The sequence below is a fragment of the Rhodopirellula sp. J20-39 genome (assembly GCF_057365095.1).
On the sequence record NZ_CP195123.1, the window covers coordinates 6272642 to 6297046 of the forward strand.

Genomic DNA, 24405 nt, shown 5'->3' on the forward strand with positions numbered 1-24405 from the left:
CAGGCCGCATTTATGCCGACACAGGGTCCATAACGCCCTGTGTCGTGGCAGTTGTGCATGGTGGAAAAGAAAGCGTCTTCAACGGAATGACCTTGATTCGAAAGCTCTTTTCTAGCTATCGGTCAGAGTCGAACCCTTTGAACCGTTTTCTACCCGTCATGACGGAAGCCGCACGATGCGTCGGTCCCCGCTACTGATCCTATTATCTTCCACGGCTTGGTGTCGTCTGTCCTCCTGTTTTGCAGCCCTATCGCTGCGATCCGTTGGACTGCGTTGCCTTTGTGCTGTCTTTGTATTCGCAGTCATTGGCGAAATTTCGCTGCCGACCGCCCGTGCTCAAGACGCCCAAAACACGGTCGTCTCGGACCCGTATCTGGTATTCGTTGCCGACGAATCCGCCCATTTGCGTTGCGGTCCATCGGGCGAGTACTACCGCACCGATCCGTTACGACACGGCCAAGAACTTGAGGTTTACGTCGAAACCGCTGACGGTTGGCTCGGTGTGCGCCCGACCGAAGACAGCTTTTGCTGGATCCCGGCCGACACGGTCAAGCTGGTCGATTCGAAAGACGCTGATCGCCAGGGAGCCATCCAAAAACGCAGCGGCGTGAATGCCAACCGAGCAATCGAAGCCGAAATCATTGAAAACAAGACCGTTGCTTGGATTGGCACCAATCTCGGACGTGCCCGGCGCTACCACTGGCAAGTCAGGCTAGGTGAAGGCGAAATCGTCACGATTTTAGGCAGCAGCGAACGCGACGGCCCCGATGGTCCTCAAACGTGGTACCGCGTCGTTCCACCTTCCGGCGAATTCCGCTGGATTCATCGCGACCAAGTGGTTACCACCGCCGAAGAGCTGATTGCCAGCATCAAACCAGCGCCGGCTCGCGAACCGATTGAGTTCCTTCCGGCTGGTCCGAGTGCAGCCCCTGCCAAACCACAACCGCTTGCTCAACGAATCGCATCAAGCATTTCACAAGCGACAAACCAAACACTCAACCGCGTCTCTCACGACGAAGTTTGGGACGAATCACTGGATGAAATCGAAGAGCGAATTCGCTCTCGGCAACGCAGTCGATTTGAGCGTGCCGAGGCCGAAGATGCCTCAACGCGGCCCAGCGAATTTGACCGTGATCCGTCCGATACCGATCCGGCATCGCCTGACGACGGAGACTCGCATACTCACCACGCGCAAAGCTTCTCCCAACGAGTTACCGCTGGCATTTCGTCAATCATGCGAGGTCGCAAGCCTCAAGAAAACGAACTGCAACCGATCACCGGAACGAAGCGGCGCATTCCTGACTTGGTCCCCATCGGCAGCGAAATCGCAAGGAATTCCGAAGCGATCGATTCGAGTCTTACCGATGACGTGTCCAGCACGGCCGATGCATCCGTGGCCGCCGCTGAACCTGAACAACCAAAACGTGCCGCTGCACCGAAACTGGTTGCCGCCACCGATCACCCCGGACTCCGTTCGAACCACTCACAGGTCGCTTTTTCATCAGCACCAAGAATGGTGACTCCTGCTAGCGTTGCGATTTCCACTCCGACAACTCCGATTGGATCCGGCGTGTCATCGTCAGTTGCCCAAAACTCAACCTCGTCAACCGAATCCGTATTCGCATCATCACCGACGCGTGCAACTGAATCCGCACAGGGTACCGAGTCTGCTCAGGGCTTTGGTCCGCGATTCATGCCGACACAACAATCAACCAACATCGCTACGTTGGCGACGCCACTCCCCATCCTGGGTTCGGCATCCGGAACTCACTCCAGTGGTTCTATCGACTCATCTCGATCCCCTGGCCGATACCTGCCACCTCAACGCACCCGCACGATTGCCGCGTCCCAGCTTGAAGATGTTCGCCGCAGCATCGCCGCAGCATCGGCTGAATCATTGCCGGTCGAGCTATCCAAACTGATGTCGCGTGGCGCGTCGGCACCTGAAATTGCTCTAATCGCCGAAGCTGCGGAACAAGCTGGAAACAATCCCCTGGCCGTCCGTGCTCGCGATTACCAAGCGTTGGCCCGTCGCCGTGACGGCGACACCATTATTGACACAACCATCATGCCGCCGCCGATTGTTCCCGCCCATTCCGCACCGACACAAATCGTCGCGACGCCAATGTTCGCGCCGCCCGCCGGATCAGTTCCAATCGCTTCGGTAGCCGCTTCCAATGATGGCCAGTTCATGCCTCGCACGACTATCGCCCCCACTAGCTACACACCGCCAGTCACTCCGTCCCAGCCAGTTGGTGGCAACGCACAGTCATTCGCGGCCATTTCCGCCGAACCGATTGTGGCGGAACAGTCATCGACAGGAATTCTAGTCGAAGTCTATTCCGCGGACCCAAGTCGCCCGCCGTACGCGATCACCGATCGGGGCGGTCGCACGCTGGCGTATGTCACCCCCGCACCGGGTGTCGATGTGAAAAGTCATCTCGGCAGCGAAGTTCAAATCACCGGCGAGAGCGGGTACCTACAAGGGCTGGACACGCCACATGTTTTGGCGACCGCGACACGGCGAATACAGCGATAGGCAAATTCAGCGATAAGACGGCGCACTGCAAACGCGCGAGTTTAATCCTCTCGCTGGGACTTTACCCACTGCAATGCCTCGGCTTGACCACTGATCTTGCCATCGAGTTGCAATCGCCGAAGCTCGGTCATCCACAACCGAAAATGCGGTCCGCTGGAAAAGCCAGCATTCATCAAGTCCGTTCCGGTCAACAACGGTGGCGGATTCAATTGCGATGATTCGAGGCGTAGCGACTGACGTGCTCGCTCAACGCTACCCGCTTGCGATGCATCAGCAAGTGACACAGCGGTTGCCATGATCGTTTCGATATCGCGGTCAATTAGGATCGGCTGTAATTGCGACCACGGTAAGTTCTCGCAATCCAAAACCGACTGCGAATGCGATATCGCCGAAGTGATTGCTCGCTGTTCGGCGACCGACAACTTCCATCGCTTGGTCAATTGCGACAAGTCTTTCACCGCCGCAGTCGCCGACCGATGAATTAGCAATAGCGTCGCTGCCATCGCGGTTTCAAAAGTCAGTGAAGGCATCGCTGCGAAGGCCGCTTCCAGTCGGCCGCAGTCAGCCGCCTGCAATGAAGGCCAGACTTGTTCTGCCAACCCGGTTTCCACCAGTAACTGCAGTCCTCGGTGAGCCCCGGACTGCACCATCACACGCCGCATCTCGGCACCGATGCGCTCACCACTGACGACGCGAAGCGAGTCGGCGTGTTCTTGAATCGCCGCCATCGTCTTCGGTTCCATCGTCAATTGCAGTGTTGTTACAAAACGAACCGCTCGCAACATCCTTAACTTGTCTTCGTCAAAACGACGTGACGCTTCGCCGATCGTACGAAGCTGTTTGGCTTGCAAATCGTCTAAGCCACCGACGTAATCCAACACCTTGGCCGAAACCGGATCGTAGAACATCCCGTTGATCGTGAAGTCCCTGCGCAAAGCATCCGCTTCAGCGTCTCCATAGGTCACGCTATCTGGACGACGCCCGTCGCTGTAATTCCCATCGGCGCGAAAGGTGGCCACTTCGGTCGGCAACAATTTTTGTTCAGGGTTTTCCGTCGACGCCGACACAGTGTCCAAAGATTTCTTTTCTGTTGAGTTGGGATCCGCTGATCCGTTTTTCGGCTTAGGCGGAAGCACGCCGATGACACCGAAAGACGCCCCGAACGCCAGAGTGCGACGTTTCCCGAAGACTTCGCGAACCGAATCGGGAGTCGCGTCGGTGGCCACGTCGAAGTCCTTTGGCTTCCGACCCAACAGAGCATCCCGCACACAGCCACCCGCTAAAACGGCAAAAAAACCGGACTCGCGAAGACGACCAATGATACGAAGGGCTTCTTGGGCGGGCGGAGACGCAAACGTCTCGTCTGGCAGCGACTTGACGGGATATTTCAAACCAGTAGGGTGCTTAGAAAGAGAGGCTCGGATGTCGGTAATCGCTTCGGAGTTTATCAAATACAATCAGTTTCAGGTTACCGGCTCTATGAACAATCCCGCTGATTCACCGAGTGATTGCCCTGTCTTTTCCGACGCCCAATTACTCGCGTTCCTCGATGAGGAGCTACAACCTGAGCTGTCGTCGTTGCTGGAAGCTGCACTCCGAGAGCAACCCGAGCTACGCCAACGACTCACCGTCTTGCGGGGCCAAAACCTAGCCGGGCTGCATTCCATTGGTGCCATTTGGCGACGCGGACGGCTAAGTTGTCTCGACCGGACTCAATTAGCAGCATTTTTGTCAGACAAGCTGCCAGCAAACGAAGCCGATTACGCTCGATTCCACCTCGACGAAATCCATTGCCGGGTTTGCAACGCGAATCTGGACGACCTTCGTCAGGCCCAGGCGGAAAACGAAGAATCCCAAGCTCGACGTGGGCGACTTTTTCAAAGCAGTGCCGGACATCTGCGTTCCAAGCCGTAAAACACCTGCCGGCCGATAGTCGCACCCAACCGTCCAGCTCAGCAAGCCACTCTCGTTCCACACGACAGGTGACTCGACCTTGTCTTCGCGCTGTGGCGAGCAAACGATAGAGTTTGCAACTCAAACGGTGAAGCGTTTGTGAATTTCAAAACAAAATGGTTAGTGTACAACTTCGCTCCTCAGTTAGCTGGGAGCGGGAGTCGTGCGAGGGAGCGAATAGAGCAATGTCACGACTGTTTTTCGGCATGATTCTTGGTGCCGCATTGATGTATGGCGCCATCCATTATCACGTCGTTCGCGGCGATGATGGGTTCTTTCTCGTTCCGAAAGTAACCAACGAACTGCACGACGTTTATGTCGATATCCGCGGATTCACCCTGGAAGATTGGCGCACCCACAAACCACTTGCCGCTGCGATCATGAAAAGCGACAAGTCGGAATTGCTGTCCGACACCACACTCGGTGGAGTTAAAGACGGCCTGCATTCGGTCGTCGACCGTCTGTTTTCAGAAGGGACTTAGCGAGAAATTCGTCAACCTCAGGTGACGGGTCACGCCAGTAGTTTCCGCTCCCCAGGCCAGTGGAGCTTGAGGCGTCATTGCGTTTGACACGGCAAATTACGCAACAATCGGCCACTTCAGTCTATTTGCGTTGCCTCCCGGCATGTTCCTTGCAATTTCAGATTGCTTGAAACCACGGATGGGGCAACTGTCAATCAGCTCTGAGGAGACCGAACCATGTTGATGCGGAACCCTGACTACCCCACTGCAGTCACCCAAGAGAACCAACTTAGCGTCCTGAGTGAACGTGACCAACAAGCACGCACGCCCAAGGAGCTTTTGCTTGGACAAATTGTCTTGTTCATGATGTTCTTGATTGCGATTCTTTTACGGACGCTCGCCTCCTGAAGCGATCGTTCTGACGCCACGATTTGGAGCTAGCAGATTATGCATGCACATACCATCACGATCACACGCACTGATCAAATACGGCTTAGCGAATTGTTCGATAGCGAGTGGACCGCTGTTCTTGGCGGACAACGACCTCACTTGAAAACCCTTCGCTCAAAGTTGACGGATGCTCATGTCGTTGATTCAGTCGATATGCAACCGCACATCGTTACGATGAATTCGACCATCTACCTTCAAGATCTTGACCGGCATTCCGTTGACGTATTCACACTCGTCTATCCCGACGAAGCCTGTATCGCCGAAGGCAAGCTTTCGATCTTGTCGCCTTTGGGCACAGCCGTGTTTGGAAGTTCGGTCGGTGAAACCTTGACGCTTCAGGTTTTACAGAAAGAGTCTCGCAAGCAAATCAAACGACTCTCTTTCCAACCCGAACGCGTCGGCGCTTTCAACCTTTAGTCACGACCAAGCGTCCCTTCCCAAAGCCGGCTTCGCCTAGCGGAACCGGCTTTTTCTAATGAGCCAAACAAGTAACGCTCATTCGGTTGTGGCATGCTTGGGTAACGTCCAAACTAGCAACCCCATGCCAAGAATGGCACTGATTGCTGAACCGACTAAGACTCCCGTCTTGGCGGTATCCAGCCCCTCGGCTCCGAAGGCAAGGCCATCAATGAACAGTGCCATGGTGAAGCCGATACCCGCTAAACAACTGCCTGATACCAACACCGGCCAGCTAATCCCGCGTGGCAACTTGGCGACTCCCAATTGAATCACCGCCCAACTGAACAACACAATCCCGACTGGTTTGCCGACCACCAGTCCTAATACCACCGCAAGGGCGACCGGATCGCTCAAATTAGCGGGCTCGATCAAAACACCTGCATTCGCCAAAGCAAAAATCGGCATGATGACGTAAGCAGTCCAAGGATGCAGCGTCATTTCCAGATACTCAAGTGGCGACACGGTTTCGCGTGTCAAGCGTTGAACCTCTAGAACCACCTCCGCGCGATGATGGCGTTGAGCCCATTGCTGCTGACTAAATTCCTCTGTCTTTTCGTGCAAGTAGCGACGAAATCGCTCGGGCACCAATACCGATCTTGCGGGCGTCATCAACCCCAGCACCACACCAATCAAAGTCGCGTGCACTCCCGATTCGTGCAGTGCGATCCAAGCGACTGCACCCACCGCAATGTACGGTGGAAAGCGACGCACCCCGACGCGAGACAGAAAGTGAACTAATCCGACTGCAAACGCTGCCAACATTAAGAAACGACCGTCAAGCGATTCGGTATAGCCGACCGCGATGACTAAGATCGCACCGATATCGTCCACGATCGCAAGCGATAGCAGCAAGATTCTCAAACTATGGGGCACGCGAGATCCTAAGATCGCCAAGCACCCAACGACGAAGGCGATATCCGTGGCCATGGGTATCCCCCATCCACGCATGCCGGGTTCGCCGTATTGAAGTGAAAGGTAGACCCCCGCTGGAACGATCATCCCACCGATTGCAGCGGCGATCGGCAATGACGCCTGTTTCAAATCGGAAAGGGAACCGTGAACTAATTCACGTTTCACTTCCAAGCCGATTACGAAAAAGAAAATCGCCATTAAGCCATCGTTGATGACATGATGCAGCGAATGATTGAACTGCCATGGCCCCATGCCGACGGTCACGTCCATTTGCCAAAACGAAAGGTAGGCCGCAGCCCAGCGAGAATTCGCTGCAAACAACGCGATCGCGGTACAGACGACCAACACGATACCGCTGGTCGCCTGGATGTGCAGAAACCGTGCAACCGGTCGCAACCACTTATCGATCGGTTGCAATGGCACGGGAAGTGGAGTGATTGGTTGATTCATGGAAACCTTTTGTGAAGTCATGGGTATCCACCGGTGCATAGCAAGACGCGGGCCAATCATTTCAAAGTATTGCATTGCAAGCGTTTGAACGATTCCTTCATTCTAGCGTCAACTCCGCTTACCAACCGACAACCTGCGTTGACGCCACACGCTACCGATCGCCAAGTTTCGATGTCGGTTTGCAATTCTGTGAACCAAGTGAGTTAAAATATTGCCATGAATTCTTTACCAACGCTCCGCCGTGGAGCACCGATCCCTAACGAGTACTTCCGTTTGATCGCGGGCTTCACCTATGACTGGGAAAGCTGGCTATCCCGAGAAGGCGATGTTCTCTGGGTGAACGAAGCGGTCCAACGATTCACGGGGTACACTCCGCAAGAATGCTTGGCAATGGACAACTACCCTTTGCCTTTAGTGGCCCCGGATGATCGAAAGAGAATCGCCCACTGCTTCGATGAAGCTTGCTCAGGAAGCACCCAAAACAACGTTGAGTTCCAAGCAGTGCACCGCAATGGCACCAAGTGTTGGGTCGCGGTTTCATGGCAACCTATGGTTGACGACGACGGTCGTTCACTGGGGGTAAGAGCCAGTATGCGGGACGTCTCGGAAATTCAGCAATTGCGTGAACAACTTTTTCTGCAAAACGAGCATCTCGAACAATTAGTTCAAGAACGAACTGCCCAGATCGCGAAACTGGAAAAGCATCGCCTGAAAATGGAAAAGCTGGCTGCACTTGGCGAACTCGCCGCGGGAGTCGCACACGAGATCAACAACCCGCTTGCCGGAATTCGCAATGCGTTCACGTTGTTCAAACGCCATCTACCCAGCAATGTCAAACACTACGACAAGCTGAAATTGATCGATGAAGAAATCGAACGGATCAGCGGCATCACTCACCAGATGTACCAACTTTACCGCCCAAGCCAACAGGAAGCGACACGGTTTTCAGTTCGTAAATTGGTCGCCGAGGTTATTACGTTGACCCATCCGCTATCTCAAAGATGTAAAATCGAGGTGCAATCAGAGTACGTGTCGCTCGCTTGTTCAGGCGAACTGGATGAAAATGAAGTCCTATTGCGATCCGGGGAATTGAAACAGGTACTGCTTAATCTGGTCCGCAATGCGATTCAAGCTTCACGGCCTGGCCAACATGTGACAATCTCCGTCACGACTCGGCTCGAAGAATTGCTTGTCGTCGTGTCAGATCATGGGCATGGGATTTCCAAATCCGTGATGGGCAAGATTTTCGATCCATTTTTCAGTACCAAGATGGAAACGATTGGTCAGGGAATGGGCCTGGGATTGTCAGTCTCGCGCAGCATCATCGAAGCGATGAAAGGGACCATTGATGCAACAAGCGATCCGGGAATCGGCACTCAGTTCATCGTACGACTGCCACGTCAATTGACAAGTCACCACGAATCACACCTCACGAGTTAGCACTGAATGAATTCTATCAAACGAATTTTGATCGCCGACGACGAACCACTCTATCGCGACACCACCGCTGAGCTTTTGCGAGACGAAGGCTATGAATGTGTGTGCGTTGAAGATGCCGACGATGCCATCGGTGTGCTGAAAGAGAACTCGTTTGACCTGATCCTGTCGGATTTGAATATGCCCGGCAACCTTCGACTCGAATTGCTTCGTGAAGGCCGGTCCAAGTACTCGCACATCCCCATGATCATCGTTACCGGCGTCCCATCGATTCACTCGGCGATTGAAAGTGTGCGTTTGGGAATCGCGGACTACCTATTGAAACCTGTTAAGTTCGAAGAACTGTTAGCTGCCGTTGAACGAGCGCTGCGCCAACCCAAATCTGTCGTTCGGACTGAAGAGGCTCCATCACCGGACACGGGGCTACACGAAAAGTTCCCTGAGGTTGTTGGCAAAAGCCAACCGATGCTGGAGCTGCTGGACATTGTCGACCGAGTGGCGGCAAGCAACTCAAACGTGCTGATTACGGGTGAAAGTGGAACGGGAAAAGAAGTGATTGCTCGAGCGATACATCGGCACAGCCCGCGGCGTGACCATGCAATTCAAATCATCGATTGCACAGCGATTCCCGAGTCCCTATTTGAATCGGTCTTGTTCGGACACGTCAAAGGAGCGTTTACCAGCGCGGTCCAGGATCAAGCCGGTTTGCTACGAGCATGTGACAAGGGAACGGCATTTTTTGATGAACTGGGTGAGCTACCGGCGTCATCCCAAGCGAAACTTCTACGCGTGATTCAAGACCAAACATTCACGCCGGTCGGCGACAGCCAATTGGTCAAGGTCGACACTCGCTTTATCTGTGCTACCAACCGCGACTTGCAAGCGGAGGTCGATGCGGGGCACTTCCGCCAAGACCTATTTTATCGCCTCGCCGTAATTCACATTGAATTGCCCCCGCTTCGCCAGCGAGGCGACGATGTGCTATTGCTAGCCGATTCGTTTTTGCAGCGTTTGAAACCGACCGACTCGACCATTGCAGGATTTTCATCGGAAACATTGGACTGCTTCCGTCGCTACCCGTGGCCCGGAAACATCCGCGAACTACGAAACGTCGTCGAGCGTTCCATCACGCTGGCCAGCGGTGACTTAATCCAGGTTAGCGACCTACCGCCGACGTTGCGTGACCCAGAAGCGAAACACTCCAGCATCGAATTAACCGAAGTCTCTCGCGACGAAGCACTCGACCGGGCGGACCAAGCCTATCTGGCCAGCCTGCTGACCAAGCATGCCGGTGTAATCGCCAGCGCTTCCCGCCAAGCGGGGCTATCACGCCAGGGAATGAACAAACTTCTAAAACGTCATAACATCAACGCCAACGACTATCGCAAGTAGCGTCGGCAATACGTTTCAAGTCGCCCCCGCGTCTTGAAGGATTGCGGATTCCAAACAAATCAGCTCACTAGTGCTTCGGCTACATTTCATTTTGGGGTTGATCGTAGTGGATGAGGCGACGAATCCCATCAACTCACCAACCAGACGGGCTCGTCGCCTCGCCCACTACACCCCAAAGTTGAATATGGATGAAGCACTAGCTTCGACTACGTCGTTGCTTTTGTCTTGGATTTCGCCGCCAACATGATGCATCCCAGCGGTGGAAGATTCAGCATCAGACTGAAGTCGCGTCCATGGCTTTTCACCTTTTCAGCAGTCTGGCCACCTAAGTTGCCAACATTGCTGCCGCCATAAAGCTTCGAATCACTGTTCAGGATCTCGGTGTACTCACCACCCGTCGGCACGCCAATTCGATAACCGCTGTGCGGCGCAGGTGTGAAGTTCAATACAACGACGACGTGCTGTCCGCTGCTGTCCAATCGGCAAAACGTGAAGATGCTCTTCTCGGCATCATCCGCCGCAATCCAAGAAAAGCCAGCCGGTTCGCAGTCCAATTCATGCAACGCGGAATAATCCTTGTACACACGGTTTAGATCGCCAATGAACTTCTTAACTCCATCGTGCACATCGAACTGCAATAGCGACCAATCCAACTGGCTATCCGCATTCCACTCCGATGACTGGCCAAATTCGCACCCCATGAAGAGCAGCTTTTTGCCCGGACAAGCGTACTGATAGCCGTACAACAACCTTAGGTTTGCAAATCGTTGCCAATGATCGCCCGGCATCCGACTAAGCAGCGAGCCTTTTCCATGGACAACTTCATCGTGCGAGAGCGGTAACATGAAGTTTTCAGTGAACTGGTAAACGGACCGAAACGCCAATTCGTCTTGGTGATACTTGCGATAAATCGGGTCGCGTTTGAGGTATTCCAGGGTGTCATGCATCCACCCCATGTCCCACTTGTAACCAAAGCCCAAACCGCCATCATAAACCGGTCGGGAAACGCCGCCGAACGAAGTGGATTCTTCGGCGATTGTCATCGCACCTGGGAAGTCCGCGTGGAGATGCGTGTTGAATTGCTTCAAAAATTCGATCGCCTCGAGGTTCTCGTTCCCACCGAATTGGTTAGGAATCCATTCACCGTCGTCGCGTGAATAGTCTAGGTAGAGCATCGATGCCACTGCATCAACTCGTAGTCCATCGATGTGGTATTCCTTCAACCAAAACCGTGCACTCGCGTGCAGGAACTCACGGACCTCGTGACGCCCGTAGTTGAAGATGTGGGTGTTCCAATCTGGGTGGAATCCTTGTTTCGGATCCGAGTGCTCGAACAATCCAGTCCCATCAAAACGAGCCAAGCCATGATCATCGTAGGGGAAGTGTGCAGGAACCCAGTCGATGATGACACCGACGTTATTCTGGTGACAATAGTCAACGAAATAACGGAATTCGTCAGGGCCACCGAAACGGCTTGTCGGGGCAAAGTAGCTGGTAACTTGATATCCCCATGATCCATCAAACGGGTACTCCGTGATCGGCATCAATTCGATATGCGTGTATCCAAGCTCACGCACGTAATCGACCAACATGTGAGCCAATTCACGATACGAGTGGTACCGCCGCCCATCCCAAGGTCGCTTCCATGAAGCCAGTTGAACCTCATAAACCGAAACCGGCTGCTTCATCCAATTGACCTGGCCGCGGCGATGCATCCAGTCTTTGTCTTTCCATTCGTATTCATCCAGATTATGGATGATCGATGCGGTCGCCGGTGGAAGCTCGGCAGCGAAAGCGTAAGGATCCGCTTTATCCAGCAGATTGCCTTCCTTGGTTCTCAAGCTGTACTTGTACCGTGTACCAACTGTTGCACCTGGTATAAACCCAGTCCACACGCCGGAATCGCTCCCGTGCAACCAGTCACTGCCGTGTTGCCACCCATTCCCGTCCGTTAGCACGCACACTTCGGTCGCATTGGGAGCCCAAACGGCGAAACGGGCTCCGGAGACACCGTCGCGGGTTTCCAGGTGTGCTCCTAACCCGTGATAGCGTTCCTGACCGACCGGTTTGGAAACCTCTGCTGGCACCGCGGCCTGCTTGGGCGCGGGCGTTGATACTGTTGGGCGGATCACCGTCCTCTGCGGCGAACCAACGGCAGCGGACTCTTGCGACTTTTGTGGCTCAGGACGCTTCGACATGGTGACATTCCACTTGAGGTAAAGGCTAAGGGTAAGCTGTTCCTGCAAGTTAGCTTTTTCGCTGTGAGATATCTACCGTTGGCCGACTAAACGTCAATTTCCTCCGCATCCTCAGCCCGATCCATGATGAAGTGGAAGCGTGCCGAAGCATCGCGTCCCATCAAATCGCTGATCGTCTTGTCCGTTTCGATTTGGTCGTCAATCTCGACCTTCAACATACGGCGTTTGGTCGGATCCAGTGTCGTGTTCCAAAGCACCTTCGGCATCATCTCGCCAAGACCTTTAAAACGTGTGATTTCAGGGACAGCACGCCCCGTGTGCTCGGCCAAAATACGTTCACGATCAGCCTCGTCAGCCGCCCAGAACGTCTCTTTGCCAATATCAATTCGGTACAGCGGTGGCACCGCAATAAAAAGTCGCCCATCGGCAATCAATGCTGGCATGTGCCGATAGAAAAACGTCAGCAACAGGGTTGTGATGTGATGCCCGTCAGAATCCGCATCAGCTAACAAGATGATGCGGTCGTAACGCAGATCGGCCAGATTGAGATTGGGACCGATGCCACATCCCAACGACGAAATCATGTCCTGGATTTCTTTGTTGTCCAAGATTTTCTTCAGCGTGGCTGACTCAGTGTTGAGCACTTTCCCGCGTAACGGCAGGATAGCTTGGAAGTTTCGGTCGCGACCTTGCTTCGCACTACCACCGGCCGAGTCACCTTCGACGATGAACAATTCGGACTTACCTCGTCCACCGGAAACGCAATCGCTGAGTTTCCCTGGCAACAAGGTCCGCTTCGATCCGCCCTTTCGAGAAACCGCTTCGCTAGCGGCACGCGATGCCGCACGGGCACGCGCCGCGGCGATCACGCGAGCGATCACGCCGTCGGCGATAGATGGATTGTTGTTAAGCCACTGTTCCATCGACGAACGAACATGCGTCTCAACCATGCCGTGAGCTTCCGGGTTGTTCAAACGATCTTTCGTTTGGCCCTGAAACTGTGGCTCGGCAATGAAGATGGAAACAATCGCTATCAACCCCTCGCGAATATCTTCATGTGTGATCTTCACGCCACGTGGCGTCAGGTCGTGAGTGTCGATGTAGTTACGGGTCGCTTTAACCAGACCAGCCCGAAATCCGTTCTCGTGAGAACCACCGTTTGCGGTCGGGATACCGTTGACGTACGAACGCACATGTTCGTCGGTCGACTCGGTCCACTGCAACGTCACCTCCAACCGCTCATTGTCGTCAACGCGGTGGGTGAACGGTGTATCGTGAATCGTGCGAGCCCCCCGTTCCTTAATTACTTTGCCTAAGTAATCAACAATCCCATTCTCGTGCAAAAACGTTTCTTTCTTCCCCGCCACTTCATCGTTGTAAATCACCTTGACGCCACGGTGAAGAAACGACGCGGTTTCCAAGCGAGCTCGAATTGTGTCGCTATTGAAAGTCGTCTTTGGAAAGATCGTTGGATCAGGTTTGAACGTAATCGTGGTCCCTGTGCCACGAACCGCACCACGCAATTTCTGCAGTTTACTGGTCGCGATTCCTCGTTCGAACGACATCCGGTACTGAGCGCCGCCACGCCGCACCACGGCGACCAATTCCTTGGAAAGCGCATTAACAACCGAAGCACCGACCCCGTGCAAACCGCCGGCTGTTTTATAGTTCGCCCCTTCGAATTTGCCTCCCGCGTGCAGCACGGTCAGCACCATTTCAAGTGCGGGCTTTTTGGTCTTGGGGTGTTTGTCGACCGGAATCCCCCGGCCATTGTCGCTAACGGTGATCGTTTGCTGGTCTTTATGCAGGGTGACCGAAATCTCAGTTGCGTGACCATTCATCGCCTCATCGACACTGTTGTCAACGATTTCCCAAATCAGGTGATGCAAACCAGCGGAGTTCACGCCGCCGATATACATGCCCGGTCGCTTGCGAACTGGGTCGAGTCCTTCGAGCGCGACAATGTCTTTTGCGTTGTAGTTGCCGGTCGTTGTAGATGACATTGAATTAGTGATTGGATGAAAAGGAAATTCAAATCAAAATTGAAAGCTGGCCGTTCAGCACAACCTTCCAACGCGGGGCTTCATCGTCATTGAAGTCCCGCGTTCAAGCTCGTTCGATCCCATGCCGAGGTCAGTAAACTCGACAGCCAGATCGCGAGCGTTTATTCATCAAACAGGGTCGGAGCCTCGACCGAATTTTCAACGATCTCGGCAATCTTGCCATTCTTTTGCAATTCAATCCCGCGACCGCCGCGTGAGGTAACACGGTACTTCGCGGTGGAGATCGTTTTCTTGGCGCCCCGGTTGGTTACCACCGTCAGCAAATCACGATCGCCGGTAGACGGTTTGAAGCCGAGCAAACGGTCCGTTGTCGCCAACTTCATCAGCAAGACTCCCTTGCCCGCACCAGACAGGTAGTTGATTTCGTCAACGGGACAAACCATGCCCCGACAATCAGCGGATACCGCCAGGATCGTTTCGGTTCCATGAACCGGAACGACATCGACAATAGCGGCCCCGGCTTTGACACGCGAGAATCGCCGACCGGCGCGAGTCGACGGTTCGGCAAAGGATTGCAAGCCAAATCGCAATGCGTAGCCGTCACTCGATGCAGCCAGTGCATGCGTTTCGGGATAGTAGTTCCCCTTCGGGTCTTCCGTGATATTGCCGATGATGCGGGGATCCATCGACATCGCGGCGATAATCCGTTCACCGTCTTTGAACTTGAACAGTTTTTGTATCGGCTCGCCGAATCCAGTCGACGCTGGCAAATCCTGCATTCGAGCGGTATAGCAAACGCCAAGTGAACTGAAAAACGCGATCGTCTCGCGAGTATTGCCGGCCACACAAGCGAGCACTTGGTCGCCTTGGCGTAAGCGACTCTTTGATGGGTCAGCGATTTGCTTCTGGCGTTTCACCCAACCATCGACCGTTACCAGGACATGGCAATTTTCCGCGACGATGAAATCTTCTTCGGTGATCTCGATCTCTTCGGCTTGCGTGATGATCTGGCTACGTCGCCGCCCCGCCACGTCACTGCCGTATTCGTTCAACATCGACGTGAGCTCTTCGCGAATCAGCTTCCAACGTCCCGACGACAGATAGTCTTCGCGATCGTCCGCGAGCAACTTCTGAATTTCCTTAACTCGCTTACGTTTCGCTTTTAACTCATCAAGAATCAGATTGATTTCCAGCCGAGCCAACCGGTAAAGCTTCAGCTCTAGAATCGCGTCGGTCTGTTCCGCATCAAGCCCCCCCTTATCGGCCGGAAACTTCTTCATGATCTTGTCCGCTGCGTCGGCTTTGCCATCGCTGTTGCGGATAATCTTGATGATCGTGTCCAACGCGTCAAAGATCAACGCGAAGCCTTCAAGGATATGGATCCGCTTGAGCAGCGAATTCAGTTCATTGGTCAACCGCGCCGTCAGGACATCCAAGCGGAAGTGCAAGAAGTACCACAGGATTTCCTTCAGACTAAGCCGACGGGGAGCTCCTACTTCCGGATTCTCGGTGGGCGTCAGACACGTCAAGTTGACGTTGAAGTTCGTCTGCAGCGGTGTGTTCTTGTAAAGATACGCGAGCACCTTGTCGGCGTCGGCGTTCTTTTTCAACAGCAGGTCGACTCGGATGTCTTCGCTGGATAGATCGCGTACCTCTTCGACCAGCGGCAGCTTATTGCTGTAGACCAGCTCAGCAATCCGTTCCACCATCAACGCCTTGTTCACACCGAAGGGAATCTCGGTGATTCGCAAGACGTCACCGTTCTTGCTCTTTTCGGCAACTGTGGCGACGCCTCGCAATTTGATAGTACCGGAACCGGTGGCGTAGATTTCCCGCAGCTCCTCTTTCGAGTTGACAATCTGTCCGCCAGTGGGGAAATCCGGTGCTTGAATGGCGTCCCCAGCGACCAGTTGGTAATCCTTGATCTCAGGGTCGCTCAACAACTTCAGCAGTGCCTTGCAAACCTCTTTCAGGTTGTGCGGCGGGATGTTGGTCGCCATCCCGACGGCGATCCCTGTTGCACCGTTGACCAATAGGTTCGGGACCCGCGACGGCAACACAACAGGTTCTTCTCTGGTACCGTCGTAGTTTTGCTTAAACGCCACCGTTCGAGTCGCAAGATCACGAAGGACTTCCGAGGCGATGGGCGTCATGCGGCATTCCGTATACCGCATCGCCGCCGCGTTATCTCCATCGATACTGCCGAAGTTGCCGCTACCGTCGATCATCGGCATCCGTAACGAGAATGCCTGGGACATCCGCACGAGTGCCTCGTAAATCGAACTGTCACCGTGTGGGTGATACTTACCCATTACGTCGCCGACGACCTTCGCACACTTACTGTGCTTGGCGCTGGCGTCGAGCCGCTGTTGCATCATCGTGTAGAGGATTCGCCGCTGAACCGGTTTGAACCCATCACGCACGTCCGGAAGTGCTCGCGACGTGATCACCGACAACGAGTAGTTCAAATAACGATCTTGGGCGGCCAGCCGCAACGGGATGTTTTCGATCTCCTTCAAGAGCGATTCATCAATTTGGCCGGAATTTCCACGTCCTGACTTCGAGCGACCGCCCGAGGCACGCCCGTTGGTGGATTTGCCAGTTTGTCCGTTAGCAGAAGATCGACGTTTCGCCACGCCAGGGGGTTCCTAATGCGAATTCTGGAAGTTGAGTCATGCGGCCCGCATCGTTTCAGACCCGGCGCTTCAGAATGGGGGTTATAGCCACACTGGGACCGCTAGCGAAACCCTAACGCCTCGCATCCACTCTGACGACAGGACAACTTGCCCCGGACGTGCGGGATGCGACCGTAGTTCGGATTGTCGCGGGAAGGGTCTCGAAGTTGATCCTATCGGCTTGCGAGCGCCGAAAGTTACCAAAGAAGTATTTAAAACCTGAGAAGCAATTCTACCCGGGAAGCAATTCTCGGGCGGTCGTTCACGGAGGAACGCACAAATGAACCGTCTATTCCAACTATCCGATGGGCGTTTTTCCCAAAGATCACACGGCGTTGCAATTGCACTAGCTGCATCGGCCACAATCTTGATGGGTGGTGCGTCCGCCTATGCATTTGGTGGCCATCACGGCGGCGAGCGAATCGTTAGCTCTGAAGTCGTCAGCGACGAAGTGGTGGGCGAATCCTACAGCGGCGGCGAATATGTCGAAGGTGCAGGCGGTGCCGGAGTCGTCAATCGCCAGTACGGACAGCCGGATCTGTTCTACAACTTCTACACCCAGGGCGGAGCCAACTCGGCCAACGCACAAATGTATGTGTCACCGGTGCCTGTACCGGCCAACGTGGGCCATACGTCGTTGACGTATCAGCCTTTCTACCCACACCACATGCTTTACCCCCACAAGGACACGTTCCATAACTACTATGACAACGGTCGTGGAACGAACCGGACTGCCGTTAAGTACAGCACCCGTCCCGTCCACTCCGCGGTCAGTAATCTATACTGGAACGTCCTGCGTATCCCGCGATAGTCGCGGCTTCACGTCCCGTCCACCTAAGTGCCTTTAGCGAAACCACTGTCATGATTCGAAAAATTCTGGTTTGCCTGGTTGTGATCGCTGCTGGTCACTCAATGTCGACCGACACCCCCAGTGCCGGTGCCAGCGACATTTACGGCATGACGCACGTGTGGAACCTAAACTACGCTCAAAATCGCCCCTGGCACGGAAATTACTACAACCAAAGCTACGGCCAGCCGCTTGCTTTGGTCGTCCCCCCCACCGCCCACATGCGGCAAACCTACTCGTGGGGCGTCAGCCAAAACCTGAACCACCCGATCTATCACCAGTACGGCCGCAACGCATCCTCACCCGGTGCTGCCCGTCCCGGTCAGTTCTACCCCACTCCGAACTGGCCCAGCCACACTGACCAGTTCGGCGTCTACTACGTTCGTGGCCCTTGGTAATCCCAAGATCGCCATAGAATCGACATAATCGTTCAAGTCACATTCGTCATTTCTGGCCCGCCAGCCAGGAGTGACGTTTTTTGTTTTTGTAGCGACATGAATGCCGGGGCGCACCTAGGTTTTCCATGCAAGCTCTTATCTGATCGTTGCGATTCTGGTCTTGGCTCCTCGGGCGCTAGGCAAATTTGACTAAAAAGTCATTCCGCCAAGTAATTCCCTTCAAGCGAGCTCGGATCGTGGACGCAACAATCAAACGGCCAGTGGAATTGGTTGGCCAAACAAGAGGGACATCGCCGATAAGGAGATAGCGACTTGCAACCTGTTCGCAATTTCGCGAGATTTCAGCTCCTGCATTCAATCTGACGATGCCTAATGGGCCGTTTACAATCTTCCATCGGACTCGTTACCGGTACCGACATTGTCGGGACCGTTGATCAGCTAGTCGCGATCAGTGCGCAGCCGCGTGACCGGCTGCTGGCAAAGTCCAGCGAAATTCAGTCACAGCAGGAACAGATCGCCTCGTTGACTGCGACCATTATCGGTGTGCAGCTCGCCGGCAACGCTATCGGTACCGCTGGTTTGTTCACCAGCAAGTCAACCGTCTCGTCCAACGACGCAGCCGTTTCGGTCGAGTCCGGCGACAATCCCGTTTCCGGCGAACACTTGGTTAACACGCTGCAAACCGCGGCAACCCACAATATCCAATCCGCACAACGTTTCTCGGCCGTTGATGAAGCCTTAGGCCTGACGGGAAGTATCACGATCCAGGCCAGTGGATTCGTGGACAACGAAGTCAGCCTATCAAGTCTCAACGATGGGCTTGGTGTCCAAGCCGGTTCAATTCGCTTGACCGACCGTAGCGGTCAGACCGCCGAAGTGAACCTAAACTCCGCTCGCACCATCGACGATGTGTTGCAAGCGATCAATGACGCCGATGTCGACATCCAAGCGACGACTCAAGACGGCAAAATTCGACTGATCGACAAAACCGGTCAAACGATTTCAAACCTGAAGGTCGAACAACTTGGAACTGCCGAGACCGCTGCCGATCTCGGGTTGTGGGGAATCGACGAAGCCTCCTCGACAGTCGACGGCAAATCAATTGATCTTCCCGAGGGCACCAACGCTCTCAGCGGGGCCGCCCTGTCACAGCTTAACGGCGGCGCAGGCCTAAACGATCTGACCAACTTTGACATCACACTATCCGATGGCACCAGCGCCACGATCGATGTATCGTCCGCCACTTCGCTGGGCGAGATCATCGACACGATCAATGCGTCCGGGCTCGACCTGATCGCTCGGATCAGCGATGCGGGAAACGGCATTCGATTGCGAGACGTTTCCGCTGGCGAGAACAGCTTCGAAGTCTCAAGCAGCGACGACACTGCTGCCAAACTTGGAATCGAGACTTCCACCGATTCGGGAATCATCAACGGCCAAGACCTCAACCTACAAACGGTCACCGTTGACACCGAACTGAGTGCACTCAATCAAGGCATTGGTGTCGGAACAGGTAGCTTCACGATTCGTGATAGCGACGGAAACACCGGTGCGATCAACATCACGGCCGACGCTATCGAAACCGTTGGCGACTTGATCGACAAGATCAACGGTTTGTCGATCGATGTGACCGCTTCGCTAAATGAAGCCGGTGACGGCATTCAAATCGTCGACAACGCTGGCGGCTCACTGTCGCTGAAAGTCAGCGATACCGGCACCGGAACGGTCGCCGCAAATCTAGGGATTGCTGGCACCGCGACGGAAGGCGTCCTAGCGGGTAGCGACTCCCTAACGATTGAAATCGAAGCCGACGATACGCTTGAATCGATTGTCGAAAAACTGAACGAGTCTGGGCGTTATTCCAATGCTTCCGTGTTGGCAAACGACGACGGCACTTACTCGCTGCAGATTCGTTCCAGCAAGGCTGGTGAAGCCGGACGCATCGGCATCAACACCGATGGTCTCGATCTGAATCTTCGCACCGTGTCGAAAGGCCAAGACGCGGTGATCTCGCTATCAAGCGATGGCGGAACCGCCCGTTTCTTAAGTTCCAGCGACGGCGTTTTCGAAGACTCCGTAACCGGCCTGAACTTGACCGTTAAGGAAGTCTCTTCCGATCCTATCAGCATCAGTGTGGATGACGATCCTGCTCAGATCGTTTCCGCCATCACGCGATTCGCTACTCAGTACAACAAACTACAAGAGTTGATTGCCGACGCGACCTACTACAACGCGGAAAGCAGCGAAGTCGGGTTACTATTCGGTTCGACCGAAACCCTTCGAATTCAAAACGGATATTCCCGTCTTCTAACAAGCCCTCTTTACGGAGGAAGCGTGAAGTCGTTGGGACAAGTCGGGGTGCGGCTAGATGAAAACGGCTTAATGCAAGTCGATGAAACCAAACTTCGAGAAGCAATCGAAGAAGACTCCGAAGGGGTTGCCGACTTCTTCAATCGCACCGATCCGGATACCGACGAGAACATTGGGCTGGTTGGAAAGCTGAGTGACCTAGCGGACCGCTACGCCGGTGCCGACAACAGCATGCTGATCAACAAAACGATCACACTCAGCAACCAACTCGAACGTAACGACGAACGTGTCACCTCGATGAACGTGAGTTTGGAAGCACAGCGTGAGCGGTTGCTTCAAAGCTATTATGCGATGGAAGAAGCCATCGCCAAGATTCAGACGAATCAATCGTACGCGTCAGGCATTGAGTACATCGGATTCAGTTAGGGTCAGTTTGCCGGTTTTGACGGCAAAACATTGGCGGGAATTGCCCTCACGGCTTTACCTATCCTCCGCGTATCGCCCACGCTCTCTGCATTTGGACCAGACGTGTCCAAGTTGCGACGAATAATCAAAGTAGAAGCTTTGGTCGTTTGTTCGCACCAATCGGAGAAAATGATGTACGCACCTGACACCCAAATCGAGCTCACCTATCCTGAATCCACGCAAGTTGAAAGCCGCACCACGTTCCGCCGCCGCCGCGTGCAGATTCGTGAAGTTCGCGACCTAATCTCTCAACCTCTGACCCCCGAAGAATACCTGCGGCGTCCGTTAACCCATCGTTCACGGTATCTCTTGACCGCGTTCGACATGGATTCGGCCCAGTGGCGTCAATTCTATCTCGGCAGCAGCAAGGAACACGCCAGCGATGGTCGACTTCGCATCGCGTTGTACAAGCCAGGCGAAAACCGTCCAAGCAAGATCATCTCAAGGTCTTTTGAGCCAACACGACGTGATCGAATTGCGTTAGCAAGAACACTGAAGGCGATTAAAGAAAAATCGCACAATGGTTACGAGCTACGAGTGATTCCCGACGAGCCCCAAACTGAACCGGCGAAACCGTTTTAACAACAAGCATCTCAGCTTCGTTAAGCTAGCCGCAAATCGCATCACCCTCTTTGGAAACACGCGGGAACAACTCGCATTTCCCTGATCGGTTTCCAAGTTGACGTCATCACTGACGATCTGAATTGGAGCGAATTAGACCGGTACGGAACGCTTTTGCAATCGCGGCAGGAGCATTAGGGACCTGCAACTTTTCAAACAAGTGCACCGCGTGTGTGCTAATTGTACTGGTGCTGACTCGCAGTGAATTCGCAATTTCCTTTTTCGTCATTCCTTCCGCAAGCAAACACAAAACTTCAAGTTCACGAGGTGTTAACGCACTTTCGATCTTATCTTTCGGAAGCACCGACCGCAGTGTATCTAGGACGTATTTTGCGATACGCGTATCGAGCATCGCTTCGCCCCTGGCGACACTACGAATGCTATCCTTAATTTGCGTGACGGTTGCTGATTTCACTAGGTAGCCCGACGCTCCCAAGTTGATGGCTTGAATCACATCGGCTTCCTGTTGCGATTGAGTCAGAACGATGATTTTGGCGTCTGGAAAGAGCGACGCGAACTCTGGAATGCCATCAAGTCCACTCATGCCCGGCAGATTCAAGTCCAACAAGATCACATCGGGCATGTTTCTCTCATCCCGATTTTGCAGGCTTCGTTGAGCCACCTCAACAGCACCGTAGGTGCCAATCAATTGGAAGTCAGGCTCTCTCCGCAACGCAATCTCGACAACCTCCCGGTACTCGGGATGGTCTTCAACAATCATCACCCGAATCAGCGGAGATTCACTAGCAGGGTTATTCATGGCAGCCACCTCCAACGTCGACAGCGCAACTTAAGATGAATACATGTCCCTCCACCTTCAGGAATATTTAACGTAATTCGTGCACCTAACAATTTTGCACGCCGCTTAAGAGATGAAGGCACATCCGTGATCGCTGACCCGGAAAGACCACGACCGTTATCGCAAATGCGAAGATCGATCTGGTTCGCATCTCCCGTCAATCGAGTTTCCAACTGAGTCGCTCCTGAGTGGCGGCAAATGTTGACAAGGCACTCTTTATAGAACAGAAACAAATCGAATCTCGTGCGGGGTTTAAGGAGATTGAGATAGTTTTCACCTTCAACTACTAAATCGTGATCGAGATTAACAACAATACGCTCAGCCGCACGGTTCATGTCCGTATAGAAACCCGAATAGAGCTCACTGACATTTTGCATTTCAGTGCAGTTGCGCATTGCAACACCGGTTCGTTCGGTGACGCCGCGAATTTGCTGAAGGAAAATCGATAGATTCTCTGGTTCGGTCTTCGCATCATCAGCAAGATCACTCAGCAATCCGATGGTGTGCAGATTGGCCCCGAGTTCGTCGTGCAAATCCGCCGCAAAACGCTCCTTTATTTCGTTGAGTTTTCGCAGTTGAACAATACGGCTGATTAGCCACGTCACCCCAATCCCCACGCCAAGAATCACAGCCAACCAAGTCATGTTCTGTAGATTGGATGCTTGCTGAGCATAACGTCGCTTGAGCTCTTCAGAGATTTTGGGACGTTCTGTTTCCAAGTCATGACGTCTGGCCAAGTCGGTTAACCAGTCCCGCATTGGCAGTATTTCGCCATAGAAATTACAACCATCCGTGATCGCAGAAAGCTCTCGTCCGTCACTAGGCTTTTCGACATTCAGCTGTATTGATTTTTCAAACGCGACGTTGACACCGCCAGCGAAAACTTCAATTTCAGCGAAACCGATATCAGTTTGCGACCCATTCGCTGGACTGCTTCGGATCGGGTCACTTCCCAACACTTTGATGTACCGGCATCGAGTTTTCGGAAACCGTTCGACCATGATTGGAGCAACATCGAACACCGTATCAAGTTTAAGGTCACATAGAATTACGGAGTCTGCGAAGTCGGCGGAATCCGATGCGTAGACCTTTACTCGGCGCGGAATGCCATACCCAGCTGAACGAGACTGAGGAACAGTATCGCTGATGTCTGGTCCGTGAAAATGAATCCGATCGACCAGGTGATGCGATTCGAGATCGATAACTAATTCGAGTTCCTTGCCATCCTCAAGAGAACACAAGAAGGCGATACTCTGGTCGCCGGTTGCGGAATCCATGAGGTATGGCAAGAAACCATCAACAAGATAGTGTTTTTGCAAAGACTCAACGGTCGTGTAAGCGTCTTCGGAAACCATGACCTTTTGATGCAAAGCAACGTTCTCTTCCTGACTGAACACCAAGATTTCCGAAAGTTGCAAGTTGAATCGCCCATCCCAAACGCGTGGAGTCAGCGTGTATACATCCAAGCGAACCCAAGAACCTGGTACGGGATTAGTCACGTCGATCACAAGAGGAGCCACACGTGGCAGCAATTCATCGTCAAGGGTGTAGGTTGCGACAACCGAACCTTCGGTATCGTCGTCCTGACCGATCGTGATCGTAAATTCGCGGGGAAAGCCATCTGCGATAAAACCTAATGCTGCGTCACGCCATATAGTCGGCACCAGCACGACTTGGTCAATCAATGTTTCTTGAGCGAGTTGAATCTTGATCCACAAGTGGTGACTACTTGTAGAGTAGGAGGGTGACCGAAAGCCGATCGCCCCTGCACCGCCACGCAGACTATTGGCTGGAAGCGTTTTCACATCGGAGTCGATTTCGATTAAACGGCGTTCAAGTTGAGGCAATGTGAAAAGCTGATATTCGGCTGCATCCTCCGGTGGCAATGCGAATGCATGCGCACCGCCTCCCAACCAAAGAACCAGCATCACGATTGGCCAGAGATTTACATTCATATCAAATGAAGACCAATTAGAATTCGCTGCAGATCTTGCACGTGCATGACACGATAATGGGTCCACAGAAAACATCTTCAT

The 24405-nt window shown here is 53.6% G+C and carries 18 protein-coding genes; 11 read left to right on the forward strand and 7 right to left on the reverse strand.

What is annotated here, in order from left to right:
• The first annotated feature begins 175 nt into the window (after nucleotides 1–175).
• Nucleotides 176–2539, forward strand: coding sequence for an SH3 domain-containing protein (locus ACR3ZL_RS22875; protein ID WP_473650780.1), 2364 nt, complete (start codon nucleotides 176–178; stop codon nucleotides 2537–2539).
• A gap of 41 nt (nucleotides 2540–2580) precedes the next feature.
• Here the strand turns inward: ACR3ZL_RS22875 and ACR3ZL_RS22880 are convergent, their stop codons facing one another.
• Nucleotides 2581–3930 (reverse strand): CCA tRNA nucleotidyltransferase, encoded by a 1350-nt coding sequence (locus tag ACR3ZL_RS22880; protein ID WP_473650779.1) that lies wholly within the window; start codon nucleotides 3928–3930, stop codon nucleotides 2581–2583.
• An 88-nt stretch (nucleotides 3931–4018) separates the two neighbouring features.
• On the opposite strand from ACR3ZL_RS22880, the gene ACR3ZL_RS22885 reads away from it, so the two are divergent.
• The 4 genes from ACR3ZL_RS22885 (at nucleotide 4019) to ACR3ZL_RS22900 (ending at nucleotide 5820) form a co-directional block, all read left to right on the forward strand.
• On the forward strand, nucleotides 4019–4453 hold the full coding sequence (locus tag ACR3ZL_RS22885) for a hypothetical protein (protein ID WP_473650778.1): 435 nt from the start codon (nucleotides 4019–4021) through the stop codon (nucleotides 4451–4453).
• A gap of 224 nt (nucleotides 4454–4677) precedes the next feature.
• Nucleotides 4678–4974, forward strand: coding sequence for a hypothetical protein (locus ACR3ZL_RS22890; protein WP_473650777.1), 297 nt, complete (start codon nucleotides 4678–4680; stop codon nucleotides 4972–4974).
• A gap of 216 nt (nucleotides 4975–5190) precedes the next feature.
• Nucleotides 5191–5361, forward strand: coding sequence for a hypothetical protein (locus ACR3ZL_RS22895; protein WP_473650776.1), 171 nt, complete (start codon nucleotides 5191–5193; stop codon nucleotides 5359–5361).
• A 39-nt stretch (nucleotides 5362–5400) separates the two neighbouring features.
• Nucleotides 5401–5820, forward strand: a complete 420-nt coding sequence (locus ACR3ZL_RS22900; RefSeq protein WP_486172991.1) for a GreA/GreB family elongation factor — start codon at nucleotides 5401–5403, stop codon at nucleotides 5818–5820.
• Nucleotides 5821–5898: 78 nt separating this feature from the next.
• On the opposite strand, the gene nhaA is transcribed toward ACR3ZL_RS22900, so the two are convergent.
• On the reverse strand, nucleotides 5899–7224 hold the full coding sequence (nhaA, locus tag ACR3ZL_RS22905; RefSeq protein ID WP_473650774.1) for a Na+/H+ antiporter NhaA: 1326 nt from the start codon (nucleotides 7222–7224) through the stop codon (nucleotides 5899–5901).
• A gap of 216 nt (nucleotides 7225–7440) precedes the next feature.
• Between nhaA and ACR3ZL_RS22910 the strand changes: the two genes are divergently transcribed.
• Together ACR3ZL_RS22910 and ACR3ZL_RS22915 are read left to right on the forward strand one after the other, a co-directional pair.
• Nucleotides 7441–8664, forward strand: a complete 1224-nt coding sequence (locus tag ACR3ZL_RS22910) for a two-component system sensor histidine kinase NtrB (protein WP_473650773.1) — start codon at nucleotides 7441–7443, stop codon at nucleotides 8662–8664.
• Between the two features lie 6 nt (nucleotides 8665–8670).
• Nucleotides 8671–10053 (forward strand): sigma-54-dependent transcriptional regulator, encoded by a 1383-nt coding sequence (locus ACR3ZL_RS22915; protein WP_473650772.1) that lies wholly within the window; start codon nucleotides 8671–8673, stop codon nucleotides 10051–10053.
• 206 nt (nucleotides 10054–10259) lie between these two features.
• Here ACR3ZL_RS22915 and glgB read toward each other — a convergent pair whose 3' ends face one another.
• The 3 genes from glgB to ACR3ZL_RS22930 form a co-directional block, all read right to left on the reverse strand.
• Nucleotides 10260–12251 (reverse strand): 1,4-alpha-glucan branching protein GlgB, encoded by a 1992-nt coding sequence (glgB, locus tag ACR3ZL_RS22920; RefSeq protein WP_473650771.1) that lies wholly within the window; start codon nucleotides 12249–12251, stop codon nucleotides 10260–10262.
• An 86-nt stretch (nucleotides 12252–12337) separates the two neighbouring features.
• Complete coding sequence (locus ACR3ZL_RS22925; protein WP_473650770.1) at nucleotides 12338–14254, reverse strand: DNA gyrase/topoisomerase IV subunit B; 1917 nt, start codon at nucleotides 14252–14254, stop codon at nucleotides 12338–12340.
• Between the two features lie 161 nt (nucleotides 14255–14415).
• Nucleotides 14416–16890, reverse strand: a complete 2475-nt coding sequence (locus ACR3ZL_RS22930) for a DNA gyrase/topoisomerase IV subunit A (protein ID WP_486172992.1) — start codon at nucleotides 16888–16890, stop codon at nucleotides 14416–14418.
• A gap of 319 nt (nucleotides 16891–17209) precedes the next feature.
• On the opposite strand from ACR3ZL_RS22930, the gene ACR3ZL_RS22935 reads away from it, so the two are divergent.
• The 4 genes from ACR3ZL_RS22935 to ACR3ZL_RS22950 all read left to right on the forward strand — a co-directional run bounded on the left by ACR3ZL_RS22935 (nucleotide 17210) and on the right by ACR3ZL_RS22950 (nucleotide 21531).
• Nucleotides 17210–17740 carry a hypothetical protein gene (locus ACR3ZL_RS22935; protein ID WP_473650769.1) on the forward strand — a complete coding sequence of 177 codons (531 nt, stop codon included), beginning with the start codon at nucleotides 17210–17212 and terminating at the stop codon, nucleotides 17738–17740.
• Between the two features lie 101 nt (nucleotides 17741–17841).
• Nucleotides 17842–18174: a hypothetical protein gene (locus ACR3ZL_RS22940; RefSeq protein ID WP_486173606.1), complete on the forward strand. Its 333-nt coding sequence runs from the start codon at nucleotides 17842–17844 to the stop codon at nucleotides 18172–18174.
• A gap of 372 nt (nucleotides 18175–18546) precedes the next feature.
• A complete protein-coding gene (gene fliD, locus ACR3ZL_RS22945; protein ID WP_473650767.1) occupies nucleotides 18547–20910 on the forward strand; it encodes a flagellar filament capping protein FliD in 2364 nt (787 codons plus the stop codon).
• A gap of 168 nt (nucleotides 20911–21078) precedes the next feature.
• Nucleotides 21079–21531 carry a hypothetical protein gene (locus ACR3ZL_RS22950; RefSeq protein ID WP_473650766.1) on the forward strand — a complete coding sequence of 151 codons (453 nt, stop codon included), beginning with the start codon at nucleotides 21079–21081 and terminating at the stop codon, nucleotides 21529–21531.
• 106 nt (nucleotides 21532–21637) lie between these two features.
• On the opposite strand, the gene ACR3ZL_RS22955 is transcribed toward ACR3ZL_RS22950, so the two are convergent.
• Together ACR3ZL_RS22955 and ACR3ZL_RS22960 are read right to left on the reverse strand one after the other, a co-directional pair.
• Nucleotides 21638–22330, reverse strand: coding sequence for a response regulator (locus tag ACR3ZL_RS22955; RefSeq protein ID WP_473650765.1), 693 nt, complete (start codon nucleotides 22328–22330; stop codon nucleotides 21638–21640).
• Nucleotides 22327–24324 (reverse strand): sensor histidine kinase, encoded by a 1998-nt coding sequence (locus ACR3ZL_RS22960; protein WP_486172993.1) that lies wholly within the window; start codon nucleotides 24322–24324, stop codon nucleotides 22327–22329. Before ACR3ZL_RS22960 ends, ACR3ZL_RS22955 begins: the two co-directional genes overlap by 4 nt.
• Between the last annotated feature and the right edge of the window lie 81 nt (nucleotides 24325–24405).

Excerpts from the sequence above, each read along its gene's own strand:
- ACR3ZL_RS22875 (WP_473650780.1), top strand. The coding sequence starts at position 176 with ATGCGTCGGTCCCCGCTACTGATCCTATTATCTTCCACGGCTTGGTGT.
- ACR3ZL_RS22885 (WP_473650778.1), top strand. The coding sequence starts at position 4,019 with ATGAACAATCCCGCTGATTCACCGAGTGATTGCCCTGTCTTTTCCGAC.
- ACR3ZL_RS22890 (WP_473650777.1), top strand. The coding sequence starts at position 4,678 with ATGTCACGACTGTTTTTCGGCATGATTCTTGGTGCCGCATTGATGTAT.
- ACR3ZL_RS22895 (WP_473650776.1), top strand. The coding sequence starts at position 5,191 with ATGTTGATGCGGAACCCTGACTACCCCACTGCAGTCACCCAAGAGAAC.
- ACR3ZL_RS22900 (WP_486172991.1), top strand. The coding sequence starts at position 5,401 with ATGCATGCACATACCATCACGATCACACGCACTGATCAAATACGGCTT.
- nhaA (WP_473650774.1), bottom strand. The coding sequence starts at position 7,224 with ATGAATCAACCAATCACTCCACTTCCCGTGCCATTGCAACCGATCGAT.
- ACR3ZL_RS22910 (WP_473650773.1), top strand. The coding sequence starts at position 7,441 with ATGAATTCTTTACCAACGCTCCGCCGTGGAGCACCGATCCCTAACGAG.
- ACR3ZL_RS22915 (WP_473650772.1), top strand. The coding sequence starts at position 8,671 with ATGAATTCTATCAAACGAATTTTGATCGCCGACGACGAACCACTCTAT.
- glgB (WP_473650771.1), bottom strand. The coding sequence starts at position 12,251 with ATGTCGAAGCGTCCTGAGCCACAAAAGTCGCAAGAGTCCGCTGCCGTT.
- ACR3ZL_RS22925 (WP_473650770.1), bottom strand. The coding sequence starts at position 14,254 with ATGTCATCTACAACGACCGGCAACTACAACGCAAAAGACATTGTCGCG.
- ACR3ZL_RS22935 (WP_473650769.1), top strand. The coding sequence starts at position 17,210 with ATGAACCGTCTATTCCAACTATCCGATGGGCGTTTTTCCCAAAGATCA.
- ACR3ZL_RS22940 (WP_486173606.1), top strand. The coding sequence starts at position 17,842 with ATGTCGACCGACACCCCCAGTGCCGGTGCCAGCGACATTTACGGCATG.
- fliD (WP_473650767.1), top strand. The coding sequence starts at position 18,547 with ATGGGCCGTTTACAATCTTCCATCGGACTCGTTACCGGTACCGACATT.
- ACR3ZL_RS22950 (WP_473650766.1), top strand. The coding sequence starts at position 21,079 with ATGATGTACGCACCTGACACCCAAATCGAGCTCACCTATCCTGAATCC.
- ACR3ZL_RS22955 (WP_473650765.1), bottom strand. The coding sequence starts at position 22,330 with ATGAATAACCCTGCTAGTGAATCTCCGCTGATTCGGGTGATGATTGTT.
- ACR3ZL_RS22960 (WP_486172993.1), bottom strand. The coding sequence starts at position 24,324 with ATGAATGTAAATCTCTGGCCAATCGTGATGCTGGTTCTTTGGTTGGGA.